The organism is Natrialba aegyptia DSM 13077, from assembly GCF_000337535.1.
Lineage (GTDB): Archaea > Halobacteriota > Halobacteria > Halobacteriales > Natrialbaceae > Natrialba > Natrialba aegyptia.
In genome coordinates this window covers 1-25309 of the sequence record NZ_AOIP01000060.1, presented here as the reverse complement: position 1 = coordinate 25309, position 25309 = coordinate 1, and the positions used below count along the sequence as shown (strand labels likewise).

Below are 25309 nucleotides of genomic sequence, written 5' to 3'. Positions count from 1 at the left end.
GAAGTAATACCGATAGAGACGAAATCACGAACGACGATCGCACTCTCTTGGATCGGCGGGGATGGTTGAAGATGGGCAGTTCAGTCTTCGGAGCATCGATGATCGGCCTCACCCAGGGAGTAACACGGACCGTTGCGTCTTCTAGTTCGACAACGCAAAACTCGGGTGACTACTACAATCTAGTCGATGAGGTCCCGAATAGGGCCTACAACTTGTGGAAGGAGTCCTACGACGATATCCGTGAGGATGTCGATGCTACCGTCGTTTCTGCCGATGACTACGACGGCCGGAACGGGGACCTCGCTGATTTAATTGAGAGTGCTTCCAACAATGGCGAAATCGTCGATCTCGGATCCGGAACCTATGAGATGCACTCTTCCATTGACTCCACCGGGTCGATGGTTGCCATCGCGGGTGACGGTGCCACGATCTATGCTGTCGGTGACCAGAGTGAGTACTCCTCATCGATCATTTTCCCGCTCGGTGGCGAGGATCGGATCCTGATGCAGGGCTTCAACGTCGATATCTCGGAGGGGCCGGACCTCGCACTCATCACCACCTACGGAGCGATTCAAGAAGAAGGATTCTTCGAGGATATCTCGTTCTTCGGCCAGCGAACCCGAACGCAGGACGGTGGCTTCAACAACACCGTCGCAATCGATAGCGCTTCCGGTGTCGAGACGCTCATCCATCGCCTCGAGATGCCCGACGGTGGTCTCGAGGGCGACGGCGAAAAGGACGAGGCGATCGGTATTTCGGTCGAGGGCCACGAGGGGTATAACGTCTGGAAGGACTGTTATGCCGAACAGTGGGAATCAAACGGCTTCTACCTCGATGCTGGGGAAAACGTCGTTTGGAACTGTCACGCCAAGGATAACGCTCGTGGCAACATCCGCATCAGCGACGGCGATGTCGTCGTCGGCGGCACTGCCGAGGTAACGAGCGAGCGCGACTCTCAGCTTGCCCAGCCGTTTGTCCATCAAGACGGTGAGGCCAGTGTTACCGGCCTCGAAATCATCGTCGATGGCGATTCCTGGGGCAATGCTGCAGTCCAGTTGCGTAGCGATCAGATTCACTGCGAGTTCGAGAAGTTGGTCGTCCACATCCGTGGCGGCTCCGAACTCCCTGTCCGCATCGACAGTACCGTCAACGGTGAGGGGTCGGCTACCTTTAGAGACTGTTACATCTACGACGAGGGGAGCCAGGACCACACGTTCCACGTGCCGTGGGCAAACGACGGCTACTGCTATCTCGAGGAGGATGTTCGCGTCGACTCCACCATGGGCGACGAGTTTTCCATCGGTTCCTCGGGGGAACTCCATTACGAGGGCGAGCAATATTCCAGCACCACGCTGTCAGCCGATGATCTCGGCCTTGAGAGTCCCCTTGTTGATGACGGAAGCCTCCCGTCGTTCTACTTCGATTACGGGAACGACGAAGGCGGAACTGAGGGTTGGCTAGACCTCGGGTCGGATGACGACTACAGCCAACCGACAAATGAAGCTGGTATTCTTTTCCAGGCGAAAGAAAACATCGAGAGGATCGAAGCACGTCTTTCTGAAAACACGGATCGGCATCAAACGGCCTATCTCCGAGATAGTGCTGCAGAGGTCGTTACCCAGACGGATATTTCCAACCTGGGTGCCGGCGACTCGTTCGTTCTTGCACCAGCTGACGGAATAAACGCTGACAACACGTATTCGATTACGGTCGACGCCGATGGCGGTTATTGGGACCGTGGCGAGGACAGTAGCCCGGATTACACGTACGAGAATGAATCCCTCGCGGTAACCGCTGGCGTCTACTCTGGCGGCCAATCTACGACTCAAAACGTTCGCTATGCGGTTACTGAAATCCGAGCGGGAGACGGAAATCTCGGGACCTCGATCTCGCTACCCAATCCTGAATCGAGGGATAGCCACTCGGGCTTCAACGGTCTCTACTTCAATGTTCAACGAGAGGTTTCCGGCGTTCGCTGTACGATCGCTGACGGGGAAAACGCACCAGAGGGCTACACTGAGGCCTTCTGTATTGATGGCTGGGGTGAGATAGTCTCTCCCGTAGTCGACGTATCCGACGTGGATCCAGGTGAGTCCTTCGAGATTATGCTGGACGAGCCGACCGATACCGACTTCGGCGTCGGTCTCAGAAATCCGGACGGCAACTACTACCGAAGTCGATACGAGTCATCGGAGTACCCGTACACGGGTGATGCAATCGACGTTGATGCTGGCGTATTCGATACCGGCCCATCGCTGACAGATAGCGTCCTCTATAACTTCGAGGACGTTGTGCCAATCCTGCCAGAATAATCACTGTTTGGCAGGTTTCTACCTTCGAGGATCACGTTACAACTATATCAACGCTTGTTTAGCTATAGTAACGACTGAAACTGCTTCTGCACAGATCGGACAGCCGTCATGCGATTAGTATACTCTGATTGTCAGTGGCTCCTATAGATGACGACACTGCTCAACGACGTCGAGGAGGTCGTCCTCCATACCAAGCTCGATTTCCTCGTCTTCATCCGTCTAAGCCCATGATATCGGCTAATTCGATCACTATCTAATACAGTAGAGTATGCTACTACCAGGAGGGAAAACGCCGAGTAGGAGATTAATTGACAACACGTTCTCTCAAATGGCTGTTTCTGTAGCAAATAGATACAGGAACAGTACGATTACTTACTGAGTGAGGGTGTCAAGAACAGTTCGCATACCTCCTCTATGGTCACCCGACGAACGATCAGTACAGACATTTCACAGTTCACATAGAACCGGGTCATGACAACTATTATTAGTACTTGAAGGCGAGTGTTCGTGTAATGCCCTCCACGATCAACGAAGTTGTGTTTAGTGAGCCTTCTGGCCGGCCCACTTCTACAGTTCAATTCGCAGCTGCAGTCATTTACTTGGGGCTATATGCTTACGCTTGGATTGGAGGCAATGCTGACTCAATCAATTGGTTACTTTTTATGATTATCGGAGCTTTCCTCTCGGGCATTGCAGAGGCACTTCCAAAAAATAGGAAGTTTACGGCTGGGATTGTTCGTCTAATAGCAATTGCCGTATTGGTGTGTCTTCTCGCTATTATCTTCGTTACCCCGGAGTTCATCACGGGATAGCTGGAGGAGATGTCTGGCTTCGTCATTAGTAACCCCCCAAACGAGAATTTCGACGACCAGCGATCAATTCCCACGTACAGTGAACAGATAGTTCAGCCCTGTGTGCGTGAAAAGAACCCGTGTGAATAGTTCTATGACATTCTCTACTGAGAGACAACATTCTCGAGTTCAGCGTCGCCATCCTCGAGCGCGCTCACGTTGTGCGCGACGATATCGGCTAACCGATCCCAGTGTTTCGGCGTGTGCCCGCCCGTATGGGGAGTCAGCAGGCAGTTTTCGAGATCCCAGAGGTCGTGATCGTTCGGCAGCGGTTCGGGGTCGGTCACGTCGAGTGCGGCTCCCCGGATGCCGTTCGACTGCAGCGCCGAGACGAGCGCGTCGGTGTCGACGAGGCCGCCGCGCGCGGCGTTGACGACGACGGCGTTCGGGGGCAGCGTCGCCAGTTCGTCCGCGCCGACGAGTCCTCGCGTCAGGTCGTTCAGCGGACAGGCGAGCACGACGTACTCGCTGCGGGCGAACGCCTCGTGGACGTCTTCCTCCTCGAACCCGAGGACCTCGTCCGTCGGGCCGCCTTTCGAGGGCGTGTAACGGATGCCGATCGTCTCGACCTCGAAGCCCTGGAGTCGCTGGACGATTTCCTGACCGATCGAGCCGAGCCCCACCACTGTGACGGTGCTCCCGGTGAACTCGTGGGATTGGAAGTGTCGCCACTCGCTGTTTTGCTTGCGCCGCCAGCCTTCGTGGAGGTTACGCGCGAAGACGAGCATATTGGCGATCGACTGCTCGGCGATTCCGGGTGCGTGGATACCGCCCGCGTTCGTCACGGCGACGCCGTGCTCGGCGAGCGCCTCCATCGGGACGTGATCGGTGCCGGCGAACGTACACGCGAAGAGTTCGAGTCGCTCGGCCCGCTCGAGGAGGTCTTCCTCGATCGTGATCCCTGTCACGACCCGCGCCTGTGGGACGAGTTCACGCTCCTCGGCGGGCGTCCGTGCGAGCGCGACGATGTGGTTCGGCAGTCGCTCGCGCAGCGTTTCGGCGTACGATTCCATCGATAGCCCTTCCGTTCCCTCGCGGAGAACGACGACATCTGCGTTCGTGCTCGTACTCGTACTCGTGCTCATGTGATCCTCCGTCGCAGTAGCGTGTTCTCGCCACTGAAACGACTCGTACCCAACGGTTGTCATCGCCTCTCTTATTCCTTTTGTGTACCTACCATCAACACTGATTGTGTATAATTAAGTTAGTGGAGTGAGTCAGTGTCTGGCATGAACGAACCGATACGAGATCGTCTCGTGACCCTTCGACGGAACCTTCACCGCCACCCGGAGCCGGCGTGGCGCGAGTTCTACACGACGGCGCGCCTCGTCGAGGAGATTCGAGCGATCGGCGTCGACGAACTGGCCGTCGGGCCGGACGCCTACGACCCCGCGGATCGGATGGCCGTTCCCGACGCTGAACTCGGGCCGTGGATCGAGCGCGCCCGCGAGCGGGGCGCGGATCCGGCGCTGCTCGACCGGATGGCTGGCGGCAACACGGGCGCGGTCGCCGTTCTCGACCGCGGGGAGGGACCCACGATCGGACTGCGGGTCGATATCGACGCGCTGTTCATCGAGGAGTCGACCGCCGAGGAGCACGATCCGGCCGCGGAGGGGTTCCGATCGGAGATCGACGGCACGATGCACGCCTGCGGGCACGACGTGCACATGACGTGGGGGTTGGCCGTCCTCGAAGCCATCGCAGAAAGCGACTTTGCGGGTCGGCTGGTCGTCTTCTTCCAGCCCGCCGAGGAGACCAGTGGCGGCGGCTGTCCGATGGCGAAAAGCGAGTTCGCGGACGGCCTGGACTACCTGCTCGCCGTGCACGTCGGTCTCGATCACCCGACGGGCGAGGTCGTCGCCGGGATCGAGAAGCCGCTGGCCATGTGCCACGTCGACGCGACGATCCACGGTGCCTCCGCGCACGCGGGGAAAGCGCCGAACGAGGGGGCAAACGCCATGCACGCGATGGGGACGGCGATCGAGAACGCCTACGGGATTCCACGCCACAGCGACGGCATGACGCGGGTGAATATCGGGAAAGCTGAAGCGGGCACTGCGAGCAACGTCATCGCAGAACGCGCCTACATGGAGGCCGAAGCGCGCGGCGAGACGACCGAGCTGATGGAGTTCATGAAGGACCGGCTGGAGCGAACCGTCAAATCGGCTGCAACGATGCACGACTGTCGGGCCGAGGTCGAAGTCGTCAGCGAATCGCCGCGTGCGGACAGCGATCCCGAGTTGCAGGCGCTCGTCAGCGAGGTCGCCGACGGCGCGTCGGGTATCGAGCGCGTGCTGCCGGCCGCCGACTTCGGCGCGAGCGAGGACGCGACGTACCTGATGGAACGCGTCCAGCGCGACGGCGGGCTCGCGACGTACCTCATCGTCGGGACGGATCACCCGACCAGCCACCACACCCCGACGTTCGACGTCGATGAGGCGAGTCTCGAACACGGGGTCGACGTGCTCGTCGAGACGATCCGTGAACTCGAGTCCCGGCACCCGGTTCCGCACGTCGATCCCGCGGAGGCGGACGGAGACGCCCGCATCGTGGAGACGGAGGGGCGCGAATGAGCGGGTCCGACGATCTCGTCACGCTCGCGGATGTCGAGGACGCCCGTGCGCGGATCGACGACATCGTCCACCGAACGCCGCTCGACACGTCGCGAACGTTCGCCGAACTGAGCGGCGCAGCGTCAGTCGGGCTCAAACTCGAGAACGTCCAGCGAACGGGCTCGTTCAAGATCCGCGGCGCGTACAACAAGCTGGCACAGTTGGATGTTCAGGAACGGGAGGCGGGCGTTATCTCCGCGAGCGCGGGCAACCACGCCCAGGGCGTCGCGCTGGCGGGACGATTGCTCGATATCGAGACGACCATCGTCGTCCCCGAAGTCACGCCCGCCGCGAAGATCGAGGCCACCCGCGGCTACGGTGCCGAAGTCGTCGTCGAGGGCGACATCTACGAACGAGCCTACGAGTTCGCGCTCGACCGAGCCGACGAAACCGGGGAGACGTTCGTCCACCCCTTCGACGACGAGGCGATCATCGCCGGGCAGGGGACGATCGGACTCGAACTGCGCGACCAGTTTCCCGAGATGGAGACGGTGCTCGTCGCGATCGGTGGCGGCGGCCTCATCTCGGGTGTCGGCACGGCGCTCGAGGCTGCCGAGCACGACGTTCGCGTTATCGGCGTCCAGCCCGAGGGAGCCGCCCACGCGAAACGGACGCTCGAGGCCGCAGCAGACGCTCGGAACGGCGAGGGCGCGGGGATACACGAACTCGCGGACGTGGATACCGTCGCGGAGGGGATCGCGGACACCCGGATGCTCGAGACCACAGCTGCAACCGCCCGCGAAGTCGTCGACGACGTGGTGACGGTTACGGACCGCGAGATCGCGACCGCCGTCACCCTGCTGGCGGAGCGAGCCAAGACCGTCGCCGAGGGTGCCGGTGCCGCGCCGCTCGCGGCCGCACTGTCGGACGAGACCGGGCTCGCTCTCGAAGACGAACACGTCGGCGTTATCATCTCCGGCGGCAACGTGAACCTCACCGAGCACGCCGACCTGACTCGGACCGGCCTGCACGAACTCGGCCGCTACGTCGAGGCGCGGCTGGCCCTCGACGGCTGGCCGACGACCGTCGGCGACGTAGTCGACACAGTCGAAGCCGAAGGAGCCGAACTCGACGCGTTAGAACGCGCCCGTCGCGGCACAGGGACGGGAACCGGACCGGTCGCCCGTCCGAACCGCGTTCCGGTGATGATCGGACTCGAAGGAAGCGGCCCCGAGCATCTGGACGGCGTGCTCTCCGCGCTGGCTGAACTCGACGCGGTTTCGGTCATCGAGTACCCTCGTTGTAACTGATTCCTGCGGCGTCCGATTTTTAGTAACTTCGCCGAGGCACCTATCGCAGCTATCGCACATTCCGTCACACACCGAAGACCGCCGCATTCATCGGTCTCGGTACCAGATTGTCGCCCCTACACAGCCCCGCTTTCGCCGGGAGGTCGCGACACCCATTCCAGCCCTCAGACGATAGATTTTATTGTGCGATGCGATCGATCTTCCGAATACGCGCTGACAGTCATATGGATGATTCGACACAGCCGCCGATCGACCGGCTCGAAGCCTTCCTTGAAGGCGGACCACGCGAGAGAGCTGTTGCCTGTCTCGAGCAACTCGCACACGACGACGCTGAGACACGGAAAACAACGCTTCAGGCGCTCCGACAGTTCGCCACTCAACAGCCAAGCGCACTCGAGCCGGTACTCCCGACGCTTGCACACTTTCTTACTGATGAGGAACGGTCAGTCCGTTTGACGACTGCAAAACTGATCGTCGCCGCCGCCGAGACAGACCCGAACGCAGCCGCGACGGTCGTCTCACCGCTTGCCGACCGGTTGGCCGACGAGGACGAGTTCTACTATGTGCGCGGTCGATCGGCGGAGGCACTTGGCTACATTGCACTGGAACGGCCAGCGGTAGTCGCCTCTCCCGATGTCCTGGCGGACCTGCGAATTGGACTGTCGTTCGATGAGCCCGAAGTGAGAGAAAAACTGGCGAAAGCGCTCGAATGTGTGGCGCTGGGCGACCAACATAGACTCCGCCATCACACAGCGGATCTGAGCAGGCACCTCTCCGATCGACGTGAACTCGTCCGATATCGCCTTTGTACGGCACTTGTTGCAGTCGGCTGTGAGTATCCGACTGCGTTGGCCGAGTGTACCACCGCCTTGGCTGATCGGGTACACGATGAGAGTCCATACGTTCGGGGACGTGTGGCTGAGGCGTTCGGCTTACTTGCTCGATCGGAGGCAGCCGTCTCGATACCGGAACTGAAGTCGCTGACGGACGGCGATGCTCTGCAGTTCCTTGTCGATCGAGTCGAGTTCGCAGTCGATGGCGACGAGGAAAGCATGGCGGCAGATGTGGGGACCATCGAGTCGATTCGTGAACGAACTGACGAAATTGCAACCGAGATCACCGCTCCTGACGGCGGTGTATGTCCCCATTGTGGGCTTGCTCTCCCTGAATCGGGACCACCGCTGTGTCCTCAGTGTGGTGCCCCCCGCTGACGGCGCGTCGCATTAGGCTGGCCTAAAAACCGGAACGGTTTTATTGTTTAGGCCGGCCTAAATCACTATGGCTGATGAACTCGAGGAACGTCCCGTCTTAGTTCGGCAAGTGTCCATACCGGGCAACAGTGGTGATGTGGTGCCTGCTCGATGCTCGGAATCGAGCGGACACGGTGAGAACGCACCCGACAGAAACGAGCGCCACAGTTCCGTCCCAACGGAGTACGTGGTTCGACGATGAGTAAGAAGGAATCGAGCGTCGGCACAAAACGGACGGTGGCATCGTTGGTGAGCGAGACGCGGTTCGGGTGGCTCTTCGATCCGACGCTCGCGACGGTGGTCTTCGGCAGCCTCGCTATCGTGTTCGCCGGCGGGCTGATTCAGGTGAGCTTCGGGGCGTATTCGATGACGTTCACCGAGGCGTGGGCCGCAATATTCAACCCGAACGTGGTGTTCAACCCGCAGGCATGGGATGCATTCATACTCGGCGAAGCGATGCCCGAGATGAGTACTAACAGCCTCATCGTCTGGAACATCCGCCTGCCACGGGTGTTCGTCGCGGCTCTCGTCGGGATGAACCTCGGCGTCTCCGGGGCGATTTTTCAGGCGGTGACGCGGAACGAACTTGCGAGCCCCTTCATTCTCGGTGTTTCCTCAGGTTCTGGGTTGTTGATTCTACTTACACTCGTCGTGTTTGGCAGCTTAACGGCGTTTCTGCCGCTGATCGCTGCGTTTGGTGGGGCTGGCGCGTTTCTCATCGTCTACGTTATCGCCTGGAAAAACGGCACATCACCCGTTCGACTGGTGCTCGCCGGCGTCATCGTCGGCACGGTCTTTGGCTCGCTGCAGACGGCGTTGTTTTTCTTCGCGGACGATATCGGCGTTGTCCAGTCAGCTATCGCATGGACTACCGGCTCGCTCACCGGAACTGACTGGGAACAGGTTCGGCTCATCCTCCCGTGGTCGTTCCTCGTGGTCTTGCTATCCATCGCCGGTTCGCGTCAAATGAACGTCCTCTTGCTTGGTGAACAGACGGCGAAGTCACTTGGCATGTCCATCGAGAAAGTCCGATTCGCGTTGTCTGGCGTTGCAGTCCTCGCGGCAGCAGCGAGCATCGCCGTCGCCGGAATCGTCGGTTTCGTCGGACTCATCGTCCCACACATGGTTCGAAATCTCGTTGGGAGTGACTCGAAGAAACTGATCATCGGCTGTTTATTCGTCGGCCCAGCGTTGATGGTCGCTGCTGATGTCGGTGCGCGACTCGCGTTAAGTCCCACGCAGATCCCCGTCGGCATCGTCACTGGACTCCTCGGTGGCCCATACTTCCTCTATCTGATGCGAAAACAAGAGAACATGGGTAAGATCTGAATGGATGGCCTCATCACGGACTCGGGTCGACCGACCGAACAGGGAGAGCCAGCCGCCGGCGACTCGGCGGCGAGTACGCTCTCCGGTTCGGACCTCGTGTTGCAGTACTCGAGCTCGGGCGATCCGATCATCGGCGGCGAATCCGTCGCGGCCGAACCGGGAGCGGTCACCGCACTCGTCGGCCCGAACGGATCGGGGAAGAGTACGTTATTGAAGGGACTTGCCAACCGGCTCGCGCCCGAGGACGGGTCGGTACTGCTCGGTGACGACGAGGTACAGTCGATGGAGACGAAGGCCCTCGCCCGGAAGCTCGGCTTGCTCTCCCAAGAGAGTACGTCGCCGAGCAGTATCACCGTTGAGGATCTCGTCTATCACGGCCGCTATCCCCACCGGGGCTTTTTCGAGTCGATCTCCGACGCGGATCACGAGGCGGTCGAGCGCGCGATCGAACTCGCGGACTGTGGTCTCCTCCGCGAGCGCGAGGTCGGCAGTCTCAGCGGCGGCCAGAAACAACTCGCGTGGATCGCGATGGTGCTGGCCCAGGAGACTGACGTGCTCTTGCTCGACGAACCGACGACGTTCCTCGATCTTCACCATCACCTCACAGTCCTCGAGATCGTCGAACGCCTGCGCGAGGAAAGCGATAGTACGGTCGTCGTCGTGCTCCACGACATCGAACAGGCGGCGCGGCTCGCCGACCACGTAATTGTCCTCGGGGACGGCGAGATACGGGATCGAGGGGACCCTGCGGACGTCGTTACCGAGTCATTGCTCGAGGAGGTGTTCCGGATCGATGCCGATGTCGAACTGACCGAGCGCGGACCGCGGATCGATCCACTCTGCGCCCGTAACGACGACGCTGACTCGGATCACGACGACGAAACCAGCCGACGAAACGACGGCATGGAGGCTGAATAGTGACCGAGAACGAGGAATTCGAGACGGAACTCGATGCCTACCGAGAGCGAGTCTCGCAGCCGTTGTTTCGACTGTTCCGTACCTACGGCCTCGGTGAGGGACGCTGGCTCGCACTTGGATTGGTCTCCAGCGTGATCGCCTACGGAACGGTCCTCGTGACGCCGCTCGTGCTCGGAACGACTATCGATGCGGTGTTCGGGGAGGAAACGTACGCGCTTCCGCTCGTGCCCGCCGCGTGGCTGCCGACTGACCCGACCGCGCAGTTCTGGCTGTCCGCGACCGTTATCGGGGTCGCGCTGGCGGGCGGTGCGCTGCTCCAATGGGTCCGGGGCGTGGCGATGAACTTCTTCGCCCACGGAGTGATGTACACGATTCGAACGGAGACCTACGAGAAGATGCAACGCCTCGATATGACCTTTTTCGACAACAAGGAGACCGGCGAGGTCATGTCGATTCTGAACAACGACACCTCAAATCTCGAGGTGTTCTTCGATAACGCGCTGGGAGACAGCGTTCGGATCGGCGTGATCGTCGTCGGAATCACCGCCGCGTTGCTGTACACGAACTGGCAACTCGCACTGGTCACGCTGGGGGCCGTGCCGTTGCTGGTCGCGTTTACCTGGTGGTTCGTCAGGCTGATCGAACCGCGGTACACCGCCGTCCGCTCGACGATCGGCGATCTGAACACGCGCATCGAGAACGGTCTCAGCGGGATCGAACTCGTCAAGACCGCCAGCACCGAGGAGTACGAGAACGGCCGCGTTCGCGATGTCTCACGGGAGGTGCTCGATGCACAGATGGACGTGTTGAAGCTGAGTTACTTTTACCGGCCCGGCATGGAGTTGATCACCGGCGTGGCGCTGCTCGCGACGTTCGTCGTCGGCGGACTGTGGGTGTTCTCCGGACCGCCGCTGTTCTTCTCCGGCGAACTCACCACGGGCGACTTCGTCGTCTTCATGCTGTTGACCCAGCGCCTGACGGGGCCGATGGCCCAACTCTCGAGTATCGTCGACTGGTACGAGAACGCGAAGGCGTCGGGCAAGCGCATCTGCGGGTTGTTGGACGTGCCAGTCCGGATTCGGGACTCACCGAACGCGGCCGCCCTCGAGGCGGTCGACGGGCGACTCGAGTACGACGACGTTCGGTTCGGCTACGAGGACGGGGAACCGATCCTCGACGGGATCGACTTCGCCGTCGAACCGGGCGAGACGATCGCTCTCGTCGGGTCGACCGGCGCGGGCAAATCGACGGTCGCGAAACTCCTCTTGCGGTTGTACGACGTCGACGACGGCGCGATCCGCGTCGACGGCCACAACGTGCGGAACGTCCGGGTTTCGGACCTGCGGGACGCGATCGGCTATGTGAGCCAAGACACGTTCCTATTCGACGGTACCGTCGCCGAGAACATCCGCTACGGCCGTTTCGATGCGAGCGACGACGAGGTACGGGAGGCCGCCGACGCGGCGGAAGCCCACGAGTTCATCCGAGCGCTTTCGGACGGCTATCAGACGCGGGTCGGCGAGCGGGGCGTCAAACTCTCCGGCGGCCAGCGCCAGCGGATCGCACTGGCCCGGGCGATCCTGCAGGATCCGGCGATCATCCTGCTGGACGAGGCGACCGCCAGCGTCGACACGGAGACGGAGTACCTCATCCAACGCTCGCTCGAGGAACTGACCACCGAGCGGACGACGGTAGCCATCGCCCACAGGCTGTCGACGATCAAGGACGCGGACACGATCCTCGTCCTCGAGGACGGGCGGATCGTCGAGCGCGGCACTCACGACGACTTGCTCGCAGCGGACGGGCTGTACGCGACGCTGTGGGGCGTCCAAGCCGGTGAAATCGATGCCGTCCCCGAATCGTTTCTCGAGACCACCGCTTGAGAGGTATAGTAGCCACTGAAAGTCAGTGCACACCTGATCGTGCGACAGCTGTACGATCAGTGTGTAAACCGTTTCAGTTGTTACTATAATCGGGGACAGTTCCTGATTTAGGCCGACCTAATAATCGGAGCGTTTATTATGTTTTAGGCGATCCTAAAAATACGATGGGAGACAAAATGAGAGGCAACGGCCCGACACGTCGGAATTTCGTGACATACGGCGGCACGGCCGTCGGAAGCGGACTGCTGGCGGGGTGTTCTGACTTAGTAGGACAGAACGATTCGGGATCGACGGCTGAAGCAGGCGGGGACGCCTACTCGGTGACGATATCACCGGTCGGAACCATCGAATTCGGGGAAGTCCCCGATCGGGTGCTAACCTATAGTATAAATTACGTCGACATGGCGGTGGCTTTCGGCCACGGTGAAGCGATCACGGCGATGCCGACGGAGCGCTTTTATACTGGCTATTACGACCAGTTACCCGATGTCGAGTTTGATCCCTCTGCGCGGATGACGAGCAGTTACGACAACAAGGAGCTTATCTACGATGTCGATCCCGACCTCATCTTGCTTGATCCGACGTGGTACACCGTTTACGGCGAGTACTACGACTTCGATGAGAACGATATCGACGAGATCGAACGGAACGTGGCCTCTTACTTCGGGAATCGTTTCTCGCGGTCGCACAACGAGCGAGTCGATCAAAGCGTCGAGAATTACGACTTCTACACCGCCTGGGAGTTATACAATAAGGTGGCACAGGTATTCCGCGAGACGGAGCGGTATCAGGCGTTAAAACGCGTCCGTGACGATCTCGTCTCACTCGTCGAATCCAACCTCCCGCCTGCGGACGAACGCCCGACGGTGGCACTGGTCGCGATGAACGACTGGGGTGTGTTCTCGCCGTACAAAATAGATAACGAGGGATACGGCGTCTCACACTACCGGCCGCTCGGCGTGCGGGACGTATTCGCCGACAGCGACCGCACGTACGAATCGGACGCAGGAACCTACGACCTCGAATTGATGCTCGAAATCGATCCGGACGTTCTCATTCACAACTTCGGCACGGGTGGCTTTGACGAACGGTATCAGTCGATGCTCGACCTCAAAGACGATCCGGTTGGCTCGAAGTTGAGCGCGGTACAGAACGATCGGCTGTACGGTGGCGGCGATTCGATGCAGGGCCCGATTTATAACCTGTTCCAGATAGAGATGGCTGCGAAGCAAATCTACCCCGAGCAGTTTGGCGAGTTCCCGACCTACAACGACGATGGGACGTACGACATCCCGGAATCGGAGCAGTTGTTCTCGCGAAAGCGCGTCGCGGATATCATCAACGGAGACGTCTGAAAATGCCAAATCATGACACTACTACGAGTGGAGCACCGACGCGTAGAGACCTTGTGAAGTACGGCGGGGCGTTGGCTGGGGGTGGGGCAATCGCCGGCTGTTCGGAACTAGCGGGGCAAGACGAGAACCAGAGTCAGAACGGAACGCCAGGAGACGGGTCCTACTCGGTCGAGATGGCTCCGATGGGCGAGGTCACGTTCGATTCCGTACCGGAGAACGTGTTCAGTATTCTGCCCCACCACGTCGACATGGCGGTGGCGGTCGGTCGCAGCGACTCGCTCAACGCCATGCACGGGCCCGACTATTACGAGTCGCTCTGGAGCAAGTTCCTCCACCGCCTCGAGGGCGTCTCCGTCGATTGGTCCGGCCTCTACTCCTCGTGGCCGCCGACGAAGGAGAAACTCATCGAACTGGATAGCGACGTCCACCTGGCCGACCCGGCGAAGGTTGCGACGGCCGAAGGCTTGGACGCCAACGACGTCGAAGAGATCGCGGAGCTCGTCGCACCGTGGTTCGGAAACACCCTCAGCGGCACGCAGAAGGCACCGCCAGAGGCCTACGCCGACAGCTACGAGTACTACCCTCTCTGGGAAATCTTCCGGAAGATCGCACAGGTGTTCCAGGCGGAGACGCGTTATCAGGAACTCGCGGCCGTTCGAGAGTCGATGCTAAACGAAATCGAACGCAGACTGCCCTCGGAAGGCGACCGGCCGACAGCGGCGATGGTCCTGTTCTCGACCGCGGATGACGGCAAGATCTGGGGATACAAGATGAACCACCCCGGCTACTACGCCGCCCACTCGCGACCGCTTGGGGCGACCGATGCCCTCGCGGACGCCGTCGGCCCGTCGTACGGAGACGACGGTCGGAACATCGTGCTGGACTACGAACTCCTACTCGAAGCCGATCCTGATGCACTCCTGGTCTTCGGACCGATGACGGAGTCTCACGACATCGAGGAGATCCGGTCGACCCTCGCGAACCACGACGTTGCGAGCGAGCTGACCGCTGTCCAGAACGACCGGATACACGTCCAGGGATCACGGCGTCAGGGTCCGCTTCTCAATCTCTTCCAGACGGAGATGACGGCGAAGCAACTGTATCCCGACGCGTTCGGCGAGTGGCCGACCTACACCGAGGGACCGTATCCCGAAATTCCAGCCGACGAACAGCTGTTCGACCGCGGGGAGGTTGCCGACATCGTTAACGGGAAATCTAACCGTGACTGACACCAACGACGCGAAAACGACCGGAGCACCGACGCGACGGGATTCCCGCGAGCGCCAGCGAGCGGGAAGTCGTCGGGGGAGTGAGCGAAGCGAACGGACTCGACGGGAATACGTGAAATACGGCGGGGCAGTGGTCAGCGGCGGGCTACTCGCCGGCTGTACCGGGACCGGTGACGAGGGCGAAAGAGAGGGCGATGGCGAGTCATACTCAGTGACGATGGCCCCCGCCGGCGAGATCACGCTCGAGCGACCGCCGGAGAACGTCTTCACCAATATCGTCCACCACGCCGATATGGCGCTCGCACTCGGGCACGGCGACTCGATTAACGCCTTGTACAGCCCGGAGAACTTCGGGACGCTCTACGAACTCTTCCTCGAGCGCCTCGAGGGGGTATCCACCGAGTGGGCCGACCTGCCTAGCTCCTGGAACATCGACAAGGAGCAACTCTACGAACTCGAGAGCGATCTCCACCTGGCCGATCCGGCGTACATGACGATAATGGACAGTTTGGACCGCGACGACATCGAAGAGACCGGCGAGACCGTCGCCCCGTGGTTCGGAAACACCTACAGCGATTCCCAGAGAGAGCCGCCAGCAGCGTGGGCCGACGACTACGAGTACTACACGCTCTGGGAGATATTCGAGAAGGTCGCGGCAGTTTTTCGGGAAGAAAAGCGGTATCAGGAACTCACGGCGATCCGCACGGATCTCCTCGCCGAGATCGAGGCCAACCTCCCGCCGGAAACCGACCGGCCGCGGGTCGCTCGCATACAGACGGGACTCTCGGATGGAGACCTGAGCATCTCGCCGTTTGCACTCAACGACCCCGGCTTCGAGCAGGCGCATCTCCGCCCGCTCGGTGCGGTAGACGCGTTCACCGACATCGAGGCGTACAGCCAGATCGATCTCGAGGCGCTCGTCGAAGCCGATCCCGACGTGATACTCAACACCCACGCGATGGGGCCGACGAGAAACTTCGTCGAGACGAAAGACTTCCTCGAAACCGATCCCGTGGCTCGAGAGATTCCCGCGGTCGAAAACGGTCGCATCTACCCCATGGCGATTCGGTACGGCGGACCGATCGCGCACCTCTTCCAACTCGAGATGGGCGCAAAGGAGCTCTATCCGGAGCAGTTCGGCGAGTGGCCGCGATACGATGGCGGCGCGTATCCGGAGTTTTCCGAGTCGGAACAGTTGTTCGACCGCCAGCGGATTGCAGCCATCATTAACGGTGAGTTCTGAGCATGCCAGACACGACGAGCGATACGGCAGCGGCACCGACACGAAGAGACACGCTGAAACACGGCGGAGTACTCGCAACCGCGGTTTCAGTCGCAGGCTGTTCCGACCTTCTCAGTCACGACGCCGATACCGGGTCGGAGGGAGGATCCGATGATTCGGCGTACGAGGCCTGTCTCGAACCGGTCGGCTGTCTCACGTTCGAGGAGATTCCGGAGACGTACATCGTCAATAACGGAGAGTGGGCGGATATGGCCTTCGCGTTGGGCCAACGAGATGGGTTCCAGACCGCCGCGAACATGATTCCGGGATTCCTGTTCGAACCGTTCGGTCTCGATGTTCCACCCGAGTCAGAAACCGCGTCACTGTCTCCCTCGAACTGGGACAAAGAGCGGTTCTACGAACTCGATCCCGACGTTATTCTGATGGATCCCAACTACATGCACGAGACCGGATGGGACAGTTCGTGGGACGAGCGAGACACCGCGGAGATTCGCGATACGGTTGCGCCGTTCTTCGGAAAGAACATTCTCCGCCGTCGAGAGTGGCACAATTATCGTTCTTACTCGCTGTACGAGGCATTCGAGCGGCTGGCTGACCTCTTCCAAGAACGAGATCGGTACGAGGCGTTCGCCGATATTCACGAGCGCGTGCTGTCCGAGATCGATTCCCGGCTCCCGCCCCAGAACGAACGACCCGATATCGCCCTGATTAACAGCGCATCCGACCCGACTCAGGGACAGTTCTATCCGATGGACACGCGGGTCGAAGGTCTCGAGATGAAGCCATATCGTGATTTAGACGTCGGAAGCGCGTTTTCGCCAGATCACGTCGAGGCCGGAACGATCGACTACGAACGGCTACTCGAGGTCGATCCGGATATCATCGTCGTCCATTGGGGGATCGGTACTACCGATGGCGGTAACGGGTTCTCCGCAGCGGCGTTTCGCGATCAGTACGTCACTCCGCTGGAAGACCATCCGGTTGGAAGTCAACTCACCGCTGTTCAGAACGGTTCCGTTTATCCCGGGGCGTTCGGCTCACAGGGGCCGATCGTCAACCTTCTGCAGACGGAAATGGTCGCCCGACAGTTCTATCCGGAGATCTTCGGAGAGTTCGATCCGGAGGCGTTCCCGGAGTTCTCTACGGACGAATTGTTGTTCGACCGCCAGCGGGTTGCAGACATCATCAACGGTGAGTTCTGAGCATGCCAGACACGACGAGCGATACGACCGAGGCACCGACGCGCAGAGACGCCCTCAAGTACGGCGGGACGCTCGCCGCGGGAAGTCTGCTCGCCGGCTGTTCGGAGCTGGTCGGGCAGGACGACGGCGCAGAGGGGACCGACAGCCAGGGTTCGTACGAAGCCTGCATCGAGCCCGTCGGCTGTCTCTCCCTCGAGGAGGTTCCGGAGAGCTGGATGGCGCTTACGGGTCCGTGGGCGGATATGGCCGTTGCACTCGGCCAACGCGATGGGTTTCGGCCCGCCGGATGGTATCCAGAGCCGTACTTCTACGACCGCGTCGGCGTGTCGATGCCGACGGACGTTCCGAACCCGCTGGCCGGGGGCGGCTGGGACAAGGAGTTGTTCTACGAACTCGATCCGGATATCATCCTCTGTGATCCGAACTACCTCCACGGAACCGGCTTCGATGACTCGTGGGACGAGTCCGATACCGAAGAGATCGGAGAGACCGTCGCTCCCTTCTTCGGGAACAACATCGTTCGCCGACGCGAGTTCCACGACTACGAACTGTACTCGCTGTACGAGGCGTTCGATCGGTTGGCCGACGTCTTCGACGAGCGCGAGCGGTACGAGGCGTTCGTCGACGTTCACGACGACCTCTGGGCCGAGATCGACTCGAACTTATCGGCCGACCGCGACCGCCCCGAAATCGGACTCATCAACTTCGGATCCGACCTCGAAAGCGGCGAGTTCGCGGCGATGACGACTGATTCCGAAGGCCTCGAGATGAAGCAGTATCGCGACCTCGGTATCAAATCGGCGTTCAGCGACGAGCAGACGGACGGAATGCTCGACTACGAGTCGATGCTTGCTGTCGACCCCGAGATCATCGTCGTCCACGGCGGCGTTCGCCTCACGGACGAAACCGGCGAGTTCTCCGCGAGCGCGTTTCACGACCAGTTCGTCGCGCCGCTTTCGGACCATCCCGTCGGCCGCCAACTCACTGCTGTCCAGAACGACGCCGTCTATCCGGGTCCGTACTTCCAACAGGGACCGATCGTGAGCCTCTTCCAGACCGAACTCGTCGCCCGATTGCTCTACCCCGAGACGTTCGGCGCGTTCGATTCTGACCGATTCCCGGATGTCACCGAAGACGAGCAGCTGTTCGATCGCCAGCGGGTTGCGGATATCATCAACGGAGAGATCTAAATGAATTCCAAGAACACGAATACGACAGCGGCACCGACGCGCAGAGACACGATCAAGTACGGCGCAGCGCTTGCGACCGGGACCGCCCTCGCGGGCTGTTCGGAACTGGTCGGACAGGAGGATGACCACGGGACCCAGACGACCGAGCAGGGATCGTACTCGGTGTCAATGGAGCCGATGGGGACGGTTTCGTTCGACGAGGTACCCGAACGATGGGCCGCGTACGACGGCGGCTACGCCGACATGGCCGTCGCGCTGGGGCAGGCCGACGGATTGGCCGGCGTCGGCGGCGCGGACCGCTACTACACGTACGTCTACGACGAACTGCCGGGCGTGACCGTCGACGAAGACGTCCTCGAGCAGTATCCGGAGGTCAGAACCAAAGAGGAGTTCTACGAACTCGAGAGCGACGTCCACCTGTATGACCCTCAGATGCTCATCAATTGGTTAGACTGGGGCGAGGGAGACGTCGACGAGATCGCGACGAACGTCGCGCCGTTCGTCGGGAACCTGATCTTTCGGCGCTCCGACGACTGGCACGACTACCGCTACTACACGCTGTACGAAGCGTTCGAGAAGGTTGCCGACGTGTTCCAACAGCAAGCGCGCTACGAGGCCTTCAGTGACCTTCACGACGAGTTCATCGCGTCGATACAGGAGCGGCTTCCACCGAACGGGGACCGACCGGAGGTCTTCCTCACGTTCGAGGGAACCGACGAGCCGAAGACGTTCTCGCCGTACCGACTCGACGACGCGGGGACGAGCAAGAAACAGTGGCGCGATCTCGGCGTCCACGACGCGCTGGCGGGGACGGACATCGATAACCTCAGCACGGCGAACCGCGGTGAACTCGACTACGAGAACTTACTCGAGGTCGATCCAGATGTGATTCTCGTCCGTGGTCACGAGCGAAAGTCCGCCGCGGAGTTTCGGGACGTGGTTCTCGACTACATGCAGAGCCATCCCGTCGGGAGCGAGCTTTCCGCCGTCCAGAACGGGCGCGTCTACCGCGGCGGCTACCTCAATCAGGGGCCGATTCACAACCTCTTCCTGACCGAGCGAGCGGCGAAGCAACTGTTCCCCGACGAGTTCGGGGAGGTGACCGGCGACGACCAGCTCTTCGACCGACAGGCGGTCGCAGACATCATCACCGGAGAGTTCGAACGATGAGTGACAATACCGACAGCACGACCGGAGGCCCGACGCGCAGAGACGCATTGAAATACGGCAGCTCACTTGCGGCCGGCGTTGCCATCGCGGGCTGTTCGGAGTTGGCCGGGCAGAGCGACGGAGTCGAGACGGACGGAAGCAAGTCGTACACGGTGACGATGCCACCGATGGGCGAGGTCACCTTCGACGCCGTACCCGAGACGTGGATGGCGTACTTCAGCACCTATGCTGACATGGCTATCGCGCTCGGCCAACTCGACGGTCTGCAGGGACTCATTTACACGGAGAACTGGCCGAGCGCGTTCTACGACGCGCTTCCGGGCATCGATGTCTCGTTCGACGACGTTCCGCAGCTCATGAGTGAGGGCGGAATTGATAAGGAAACGTTCTACGACCTCCAGAGCGACGTCCACCTGTTCGATCCGAACTTCATCAGCGTCCTCGACGACAGTTGGGGGCCAGCGGATTTCGATGAAGTCTCGACCGGTATCGGCCCCATCGTCGGCAACTCGATTCGTCGTCGTGGCGACGACTGGCACGACTACCCGTACTACTCGCTATACGAGGCCTTCGACGTAATCGCCGACGTCTTCCAACAGCGAGAGCGATACGAAGCACTCAACGAGATTCACGAACGCCTCCTCTCGGAAATTCGGTCCGAACTACCGCCGAACGAGGAACGACCGACCGTCGGACTGCTATCGATCAACTCGAACTTCGAGAAGGGTGCGTTCTATGCCTATCCGGTTCACGACGGGAACGGACACAAGCAGTACCGGGACCTCGAGATGCGAGGTGCGTTCGACGACGAGATCGACGGGGGCTACGCGGAGTGGGACTACGAACGGCTCCTCGAGATCGATCCGGACGCGCTGCTGTTCCAGTACGGGTTTTCTCACGTTTCGACCGAACAGTTCGAGCAGCGAATGGATGCCATGCGCGAAGACCCGGTCGGCAAACGGCTCACCGCCGTCCAGAACGATCGGCTCTATCGCGGTGGAACCTCCTATCAGGGACCGATCATCAATCTGTTCCAGACCGAAGCTGCCGCCAAGCAGTTCTATCCCGAGACGTTCGGAGAGTGGAACGGTCTCGAAACGCTGTCGAACGGCGATGAGCGCCTCTTCGACTACGATCGCGTTTCGGACATCATCAACGGGGAATTCGAACGATGACGGACGACGATATCGTTCGACGCGAGGCAGTGACGCGACGAGATACCCTGAAGTACGGCGGCACGGTCGTCGGCGGCGGGCTGTTGGCGGGCTGTTCGGAACTCGCCGGCCAGAGCGAATCGGGTTCGTCCGACGAATCGGACGGGATGTACTCGGTGACGATGGCACCAAGCGGCACCGTCGAGTTCGAACAGCCGCCGGAGAGCGTCCTCACGGTCCTCCCGCATCACGCGGATATGGCGCTTGCAGCCGGCCACGGCGACGCCGTCTCGTCGATGCTGTACAACCCCGAGTACAACGATACGATCTGGAACAAATTCCTCGAGCGCCTCGACGGTGTCTCCGCGGAGTGGGCCGACCTCCCCGGGACGTGGGACCCGGACAAGGAGTTCCTCTACGAACTCGAGAGCGACCTCCATCTGGCCGATCCAGCCTATATGACGACGATGGGTGGCTGGAGTACCGACGACATCGAGGAAATCGGGGAGACCGTCGCCCCGTGGTTCGGGAACACGTTCAGTAACGCGAACAAGGAGCCGCCGGCCGAATGGGCTGACGGCTATGAGTACTACACGCTCTGGGAACTCTTCGAGAAGGTCGCACGGGTCTTCCAAGCGGAGGCGCGGTACCAGGCGCTTGCCGACGTTCACGCCGAGATGCTCGCGACCATCGAAGCGGGTCTCCCGCCCGAAGACGAGCGACCGAGCGTGGCGATGATCATCCTCAACCAGTCCGAGGACAGCATGTACGTCTACGCGCTGAACGGTCCCGGGTTCCTGACGGCCCACACCCGCCCCCTCGGTGCGACGGACGTCTTCGCCGACGTGGCGACCGAGTCGACGGTCGACTTCGAGGCACTCATCGAGGCCGACCCCGATGTTATCCTCTGTCCCGCGGGGATGTCCGAATTCAGACACGTGTCGAAGACGCGAGAGCGACTCGCGGACGATCCGGCGACCGCGTCGGTGTCGGCCGTGGAAAACGATCGCATCTACACGCAGGGCGGGCGGAATCAGGGGCCGATTATGAATCTCTTTCAGATCGAAATGGCGGCGAAGCAACTCTATCCGGACGTTTTCGGGGAGTGGCCGACCTACACCGACGGGCCGTATCCCGAAATTCCCGAGGCCGAACAACTGTTCGACCGGCAGGACGTTGCAGACATTATTACTGGAGCCAACAACGCATGACTGACGAAACCGATACTACAGTCGACGGATCGACGCGCAGAGAGACACTAAAATACGGCGGCGCACTCGCGGCTGGGACCGCCCTCGCGGGCTGTTCGGAGTTAGTCGGACAGGAGACGCCAGCAGGGTCGAGTTCCGACGACGGGACGTACTCCGTGACGATGGCACCGGCAGGTACTATCGAACTCGAGTCGCCCCCGGAGTCCGTGTACACTGACTTGACCCATCACGCCGGGATGGCCCTCGCGGTCGGCCGAGGCGACGCCGTCAACGCAACCTGGGGTGGGGACCGCTTCGGACCGATCTGGAATAACTACCTCGAGCGCCTCGAGGGTGTCTCGGTCGAGTGGAGCGGCCTCCCGAACTCGTTCAATCTCGACAAAGAACTCTTCTACGAACTCGAGAGCGATCTCCATCTCGCGGATCCCGCATACATGACGTGGATGGATTCACTGACTCGTTCCGACATCACTGATATCGAAGAGAACGTCGCGCCGTGGTTCGGCAATACCTTCAGCAACACACACGGTTCTCCGCCCGAAGAATGGGCTGACGTATACGAGTATTATACGCTGTGGGAGATCTTCGAGCAAGTCGCCAACCTCTTCGGATCCGAGGAGCGGTATAGAGCGCTTGCTGATATTCATGCCTCCGTGCTCACGTCGATTGAGCAGAACCGTCCGTCCCCAAACAATCGGCCGACGGCGGTGACTCTCAAAGTGGTCGACGAGTCACTGTGGGTGTACCCTCTCAACGCGCCGGGCTTCACCTACGCACACACACGTCCGCTCGGAGCAACGGATGTGTTCCCGGACTTATCGAGCAGCCGGCAGATCGGTTACGAGACGCTAGCAGAGCACGACCCTGACGTTCTCCTCGTCGCCGAGATGATGGGCCACTCCGGTATCGAGGACGTCCGGAGCACATTCGAAGAGGACCCAGTCGCCCGGCAGCTCACTGCAGTTGCGAACGACCGCGTGTACGCTGGCGGGGTTCGAAACCAGGGACCGATCCTCAATCTGTTTCAACTCGAGATGAGCGCCAAACAGCTCTATCCCGATGCTTTCGGAGAGTGGCCGACCTACACAGAGGGACCGTACCCCGAGATTCCCACGGACGAACAGCTGTTCGACCGCCAGCGTGTTGCGGACATCATCAACGGTGATCTCTAAATGAGTGACAACAACGACAGCACGACCGACACGCCGACGCGCAGAGACGCGCTGAAATACGGGGGGACGCTCGCAACTGGTGTCGCCTTTGCAGGTTGTTCCGATCTGGCCGGACAAAACGAGGGGACGGACGACCCGTCCGGCGATGGCTCCTATTCGGTGACGATGGCCCCCATGGGAGAAGTCGAGTTCGACTCACCGCCGGAGAGCATCTTCACGCGGCTCACTCACCACGCAGGCATGGCGTTCGCTCTCGGACGCGGAAACGACGTCAACGCGATGCACGCACCCGACTACTACGACCAGCTCTGGAACCAGTTTACCGAGCGACTTCCCGGAATCACGCTGGACTGGTCGGGATTGTACTCTTCGTGGGATCCGGATAAGGAGGAACTCTACGACCTCGACAGCGACGTCCACCTCGCCGACCCGGCGAGCGTGAACGCTCTCGATAGCTGGAGCACGTCAGATATCGACGAAATCGGCGGGACCGTCGGCCCGTGGTTCGGGAACAAATTCAGCGACAGACACGGCGAGCCGCCCGCCGAGTGGGCCGACCGCTACGAGTATTACACGCTCTGGGAGATGTTCGAGAAGGTCGCAGCGGTGTTCCGCGAGGAGGCGCGATACGAAGCGCTTGCGGAGGTACACACGAACCTGCTGGAAACGATCGAGGCGGATCTCCCCCCAGAAGAGAACCGTCCGACCGTGGTCATGGCGGGGATGAGCGACATTGAAAGCATGTACGTCTACACGCTGGACACGCCCGGATTTCTGTTGGCACACGTGCGCCCGCTCGGTCCGATCGGTACCCTGGGCGACGATATTTCCTCCGGCGATACGATCGACATGGAAGGGCTACTCGAGGCTGATCCCGACGTTCTCTTCTCGCTGGGCGGTATGAGTCCGGGAACAGATATGTCCAATATACGGGATGATCTGGAGAACCACGCCGTCGGACGAGAACTCTCCGCGGTCCAAACCGATCGGGTTTACGCGCAGGGGGCGCGCTACCAGGGCCCGATCCTAAACCTATTCCAACTCGAGATGAGCGCGAAGCAACTCTATCCCGACGTGTTCGGGGAGTGGCCGACATACGCCGACGGGCCGTACCCGGAGATTCCCGACGACGAGCAACTATTCGACCGGCAGGCGGTCGCGGATATCATCAACGGTGACTTCGCATGAGTGGCAACGACAGCACGCTCGAGGGGCCGACCCGAAGAGACGCGCTGAAATACGGCGGAACACTCGTTACGGGGAGTGTCCTGGCCGGCTGTTCGAATCTGATCGGACGGGACGACGATTCCCAACAGTCCGAGAGTGGAAGGTCGTACGAGGCGTGCATCGAACCTACTGGCTGTCTCTCCTTCGAGGAGGTCCCGGAGCGGTACGCCGTCTACAACGGAGGCTGGGCGGACATGGCGTTCGCGCTCGGTCAACGTGAGGGGTTCCTCACCGCCGGCAACATGATCCCGGAGTTTTTATTCGAACCGTTCGGCCTCGACGTTCCTACGCAGGAGGGCCTGCCGGCGATGTGGGCGGAGGACAGTTGGGACAAAGAGAGCTTCTACGAGATCGATCCGGACGTGTTCCTAATCGACCCCGAGTACCTCCACGGCGTCGGCTGGGACGCCAACTGGGACGAAGAAGACACGGCCGAGATCATCGAGAACGTCGCGCCCTTTTTCGGGAACAACATGCGCCGTCGACGCGAGTTCCACGATTACGAGCTCTACCCACTCTACGAGGGGTTCGAACGTCTGGCAGACCTGTTTCAGGAGCGAGAGCGATACGAGGCGTTCGCCGAGATCCACGACGAACTCCGGTCGGAGATCCAGTCCCGGCTGCCGCCCGAATCGGAGCGCCCGCGGATCGGCCTCATCAACGGTGGATCGGATCCGACCGCGGGGCAGTTCTACCCGCTGTACGCGCGAAGTGAAGGGTACGAAATGAAGCCTGTCTCTTATACACATCT

19 protein-coding genes and 1 pseudogene are annotated in these 25309 nt (G+C 60.7%); 19 read left to right on the top strand and 1 reads right to left on the bottom strand.

What is annotated here, in order from left to right:
* Window positions 1-212 precede the first annotated feature (212 nt).
* Together C480_RS20485 and C480_RS20480 are read left to right on the top strand one after the other, a co-directional pair.
* Complete coding sequence (locus tag C480_RS20485) at window positions 213-2312, top strand: hypothetical protein (protein ID WP_006667573.1); 2100 nt, start codon at window positions 213-215, stop codon at window positions 2310-2312.
* 512 nt (window positions 2313-2824) lie between these two features.
* The gene (locus C480_RS20480; protein WP_049904128.1) at window positions 2825-3124 is read left to right on the top strand and encodes a hypothetical protein; all 300 of its coding nucleotides are present in this window, start codon (window positions 2825-2827) and stop codon (window positions 3122-3124) included.
* A 143-nt stretch (window positions 3125-3267) separates the two neighbouring features.
* Here C480_RS20480 and C480_RS20475 read toward each other — a convergent pair whose 3' ends face one another.
* On the bottom strand, window positions 3268-4248 hold the full coding sequence (locus tag C480_RS20475) for an NAD(P)-dependent oxidoreductase (RefSeq protein ID WP_049904144.1): 981 nt from the start codon (window positions 4246-4248) through the stop codon (window positions 3268-3270).
* 144 nt (window positions 4249-4392) lie between these two features.
* Between C480_RS20475 and C480_RS20470 the strand changes: the two genes are divergently transcribed.
* From C480_RS20470 to C480_RS20390, 17 genes and pseudogenes are all read left to right on the top strand, one after another.
* Window positions 4393-5736 carry an amidohydrolase gene (locus C480_RS20470; protein WP_006667570.1) on the top strand — a complete coding sequence of 448 codons (1344 nt, stop codon included), beginning with the start codon at window positions 4393-4395 and terminating at the stop codon, window positions 5734-5736.
* A complete protein-coding gene (locus tag C480_RS20465) occupies window positions 5733-7025 on the top strand; it encodes a threonine ammonia-lyase (RefSeq protein WP_006667569.1) in 1293 nt (430 codons plus the stop codon). Before C480_RS20470 ends, C480_RS20465 begins: the two co-directional genes overlap by 4 nt.
* A 224-nt stretch (window positions 7026-7249) precedes the next feature.
* Complete coding sequence (locus C480_RS20460; RefSeq protein WP_006667568.1) at window positions 7250-8236, top strand: HEAT repeat domain-containing protein; 987 nt, start codon at window positions 7250-7252, stop codon at window positions 8234-8236.
* Window positions 8237-8473: 237 nt separating this feature from the next.
* A complete protein-coding gene (locus C480_RS20455; RefSeq protein WP_006667567.1) occupies window positions 8474-9604 on the top strand; it encodes a FecCD family ABC transporter permease in 1131 nt (376 codons plus the stop codon).
* Window positions 9605-10522 carry an ABC transporter ATP-binding protein gene (locus C480_RS20450; RefSeq protein WP_006667566.1) on the top strand — a complete coding sequence of 306 codons (918 nt, stop codon included), beginning with the start codon at window positions 9605-9607 and terminating at the stop codon, window positions 10520-10522.
* Window positions 10522-12405 carry an ABC transporter ATP-binding protein gene (locus C480_RS20445; protein WP_006667565.1) on the top strand — a complete coding sequence of 628 codons (1884 nt, stop codon included), beginning with the start codon at window positions 10522-10524 and terminating at the stop codon, window positions 12403-12405. The genes C480_RS20450 and C480_RS20445 overlap by 1 nt, the downstream gene beginning before the upstream one ends.
* A 164-nt stretch (window positions 12406-12569) precedes the next feature.
* The gene (locus tag C480_RS20440; RefSeq protein ID WP_241433900.1) at window positions 12570-13760 is read left to right on the top strand and encodes an ABC transporter substrate-binding protein; all 1191 of its coding nucleotides are present in this window, start codon (window positions 12570-12572) and stop codon (window positions 13758-13760) included.
* Between the two features lie 53 nt (window positions 13761-13813).
* Window positions 13814-14989: an ABC transporter substrate-binding protein gene (locus tag C480_RS20435; RefSeq protein ID WP_006667563.1), complete on the top strand. Its 1176-nt coding sequence runs from the start codon at window positions 13814-13816 to the stop codon at window positions 14987-14989.
* A gap of 112 nt (window positions 14990-15101) precedes the next feature.
* Window positions 15102-16232 carry an ABC transporter substrate-binding protein gene (locus C480_RS20430; RefSeq protein WP_049904139.1) on the top strand — a complete coding sequence of 377 codons (1131 nt, stop codon included), beginning with the start codon at window positions 15102-15104 and terminating at the stop codon, window positions 16230-16232.
* 2 nt (window positions 16233-16234) lie between these two features.
* Window positions 16235-17434 carry an ABC transporter substrate-binding protein gene (locus C480_RS20425; RefSeq protein WP_006667561.1) on the top strand — a complete coding sequence of 400 codons (1200 nt, stop codon included), beginning with the start codon at window positions 16235-16237 and terminating at the stop codon, window positions 17432-17434.
* Window positions 17435-17436: 2 nt separating this feature from the next.
* A complete protein-coding gene (locus tag C480_RS20420) occupies window positions 17437-18624 on the top strand; it encodes an ABC transporter substrate-binding protein (protein WP_006667560.1) in 1188 nt (395 codons plus the stop codon).
* Entirely contained in the window at window positions 18625-19794 is a 1170-nt protein-coding gene (locus tag C480_RS20415) for an ABC transporter substrate-binding protein (RefSeq protein ID WP_006667559.1), read from the top strand.
* Window positions 19791-20969 carry an ABC transporter substrate-binding protein gene (locus C480_RS20410; protein WP_006667558.1) on the top strand — a complete coding sequence of 393 codons (1179 nt, stop codon included), beginning with the start codon at window positions 19791-19793 and terminating at the stop codon, window positions 20967-20969. Before C480_RS20415 ends, C480_RS20410 begins: the two co-directional genes overlap by 4 nt.
* Window positions 20966-22159 (top strand): ABC transporter substrate-binding protein, encoded by a 1194-nt coding sequence (locus C480_RS20405; protein ID WP_006667557.1) that lies wholly within the window; start codon window positions 20966-20968, stop codon window positions 22157-22159. The genes C480_RS20410 and C480_RS20405 overlap by 4 nt, the downstream gene beginning before the upstream one ends.
* Window positions 22156-23331, top strand: coding sequence for an ABC transporter substrate-binding protein (locus C480_RS20400; protein WP_006667556.1), 1176 nt, complete (start codon window positions 22156-22158; stop codon window positions 23329-23331). The genes C480_RS20405 and C480_RS20400 overlap by 4 nt, the downstream gene beginning before the upstream one ends.
* Window positions 23332-24519 (top strand): ABC transporter substrate-binding protein, encoded by a 1188-nt coding sequence (locus C480_RS20395; RefSeq protein ID WP_006667555.1) that lies wholly within the window; start codon window positions 23332-23334, stop codon window positions 24517-24519.
* Window positions 24516-25309: pseudogene (locus C480_RS20390) on the top strand (ABC transporter substrate-binding protein); the annotation flags it as partial. The gene C480_RS20395 and the pseudogene C480_RS20390, both read left to right, overlap by 4 nt.

Bases quoted from the DNA above. Each gene is read 5' to 3' on its own strand.
- C480_RS20425 (WP_006667561.1), top strand. From the start codon at position 16,235: ATGCCAGACACGACGAGCGATACGGCAGCGGCACCGACACGAAGAGAC.
- C480_RS20410 (WP_006667558.1), top strand. From the start codon at position 19,791: ATGAGTGACAATACCGACAGCACGACCGGAGGCCCGACGCGCAGAGAC.
- C480_RS20460 (WP_006667568.1), top strand. From the start codon at position 7,250: ATGGATGATTCGACACAGCCGCCGATCGACCGGCTCGAAGCCTTCCTT.
- C480_RS20470 (WP_006667570.1), top strand. From the start codon at position 4,393: ATGAACGAACCGATACGAGATCGTCTCGTGACCCTTCGACGGAACCTT.
- C480_RS20420 (WP_006667560.1), top strand. From the start codon at position 17,437: ATGCCAGACACGACGAGCGATACGACCGAGGCACCGACGCGCAGAGAC.
- C480_RS20465 (WP_006667569.1), top strand. From the start codon at position 5,733: ATGAGCGGGTCCGACGATCTCGTCACGCTCGCGGATGTCGAGGACGCC.
- C480_RS20440 (WP_241433900.1), top strand. From the start codon at position 12,570: ATGGGAGACAAAATGAGAGGCAACGGCCCGACACGTCGGAATTTCGTG.
- C480_RS20475 (WP_049904144.1), bottom strand. From the start codon at position 4,248: ATGAGCACGAGTACGAGTACGAGCACGAACGCAGATGTCGTCGTTCTC.
- C480_RS20480 (WP_049904128.1), top strand. From the start codon at position 2,825: ATGCCCTCCACGATCAACGAAGTTGTGTTTAGTGAGCCTTCTGGCCGG.
- C480_RS20415 (WP_006667559.1), top strand. From the start codon at position 18,625: ATGAATTCCAAGAACACGAATACGACAGCGGCACCGACGCGCAGAGAC.
- C480_RS20450 (WP_006667566.1), top strand. From the start codon at position 9,605: ATGGATGGCCTCATCACGGACTCGGGTCGACCGACCGAACAGGGAGAG.
- C480_RS20405 (WP_006667557.1), top strand. From the start codon at position 20,966: ATGACGGACGACGATATCGTTCGACGCGAGGCAGTGACGCGACGAGAT.
- C480_RS20455 (WP_006667567.1), top strand. From the start codon at position 8,474: ATGAGTAAGAAGGAATCGAGCGTCGGCACAAAACGGACGGTGGCATCG.
- C480_RS20395 (WP_006667555.1), top strand. From the start codon at position 23,332: ATGAGTGACAACAACGACAGCACGACCGACACGCCGACGCGCAGAGAC.
- C480_RS20400 (WP_006667556.1), top strand. From the start codon at position 22,156: ATGACTGACGAAACCGATACTACAGTCGACGGATCGACGCGCAGAGAG.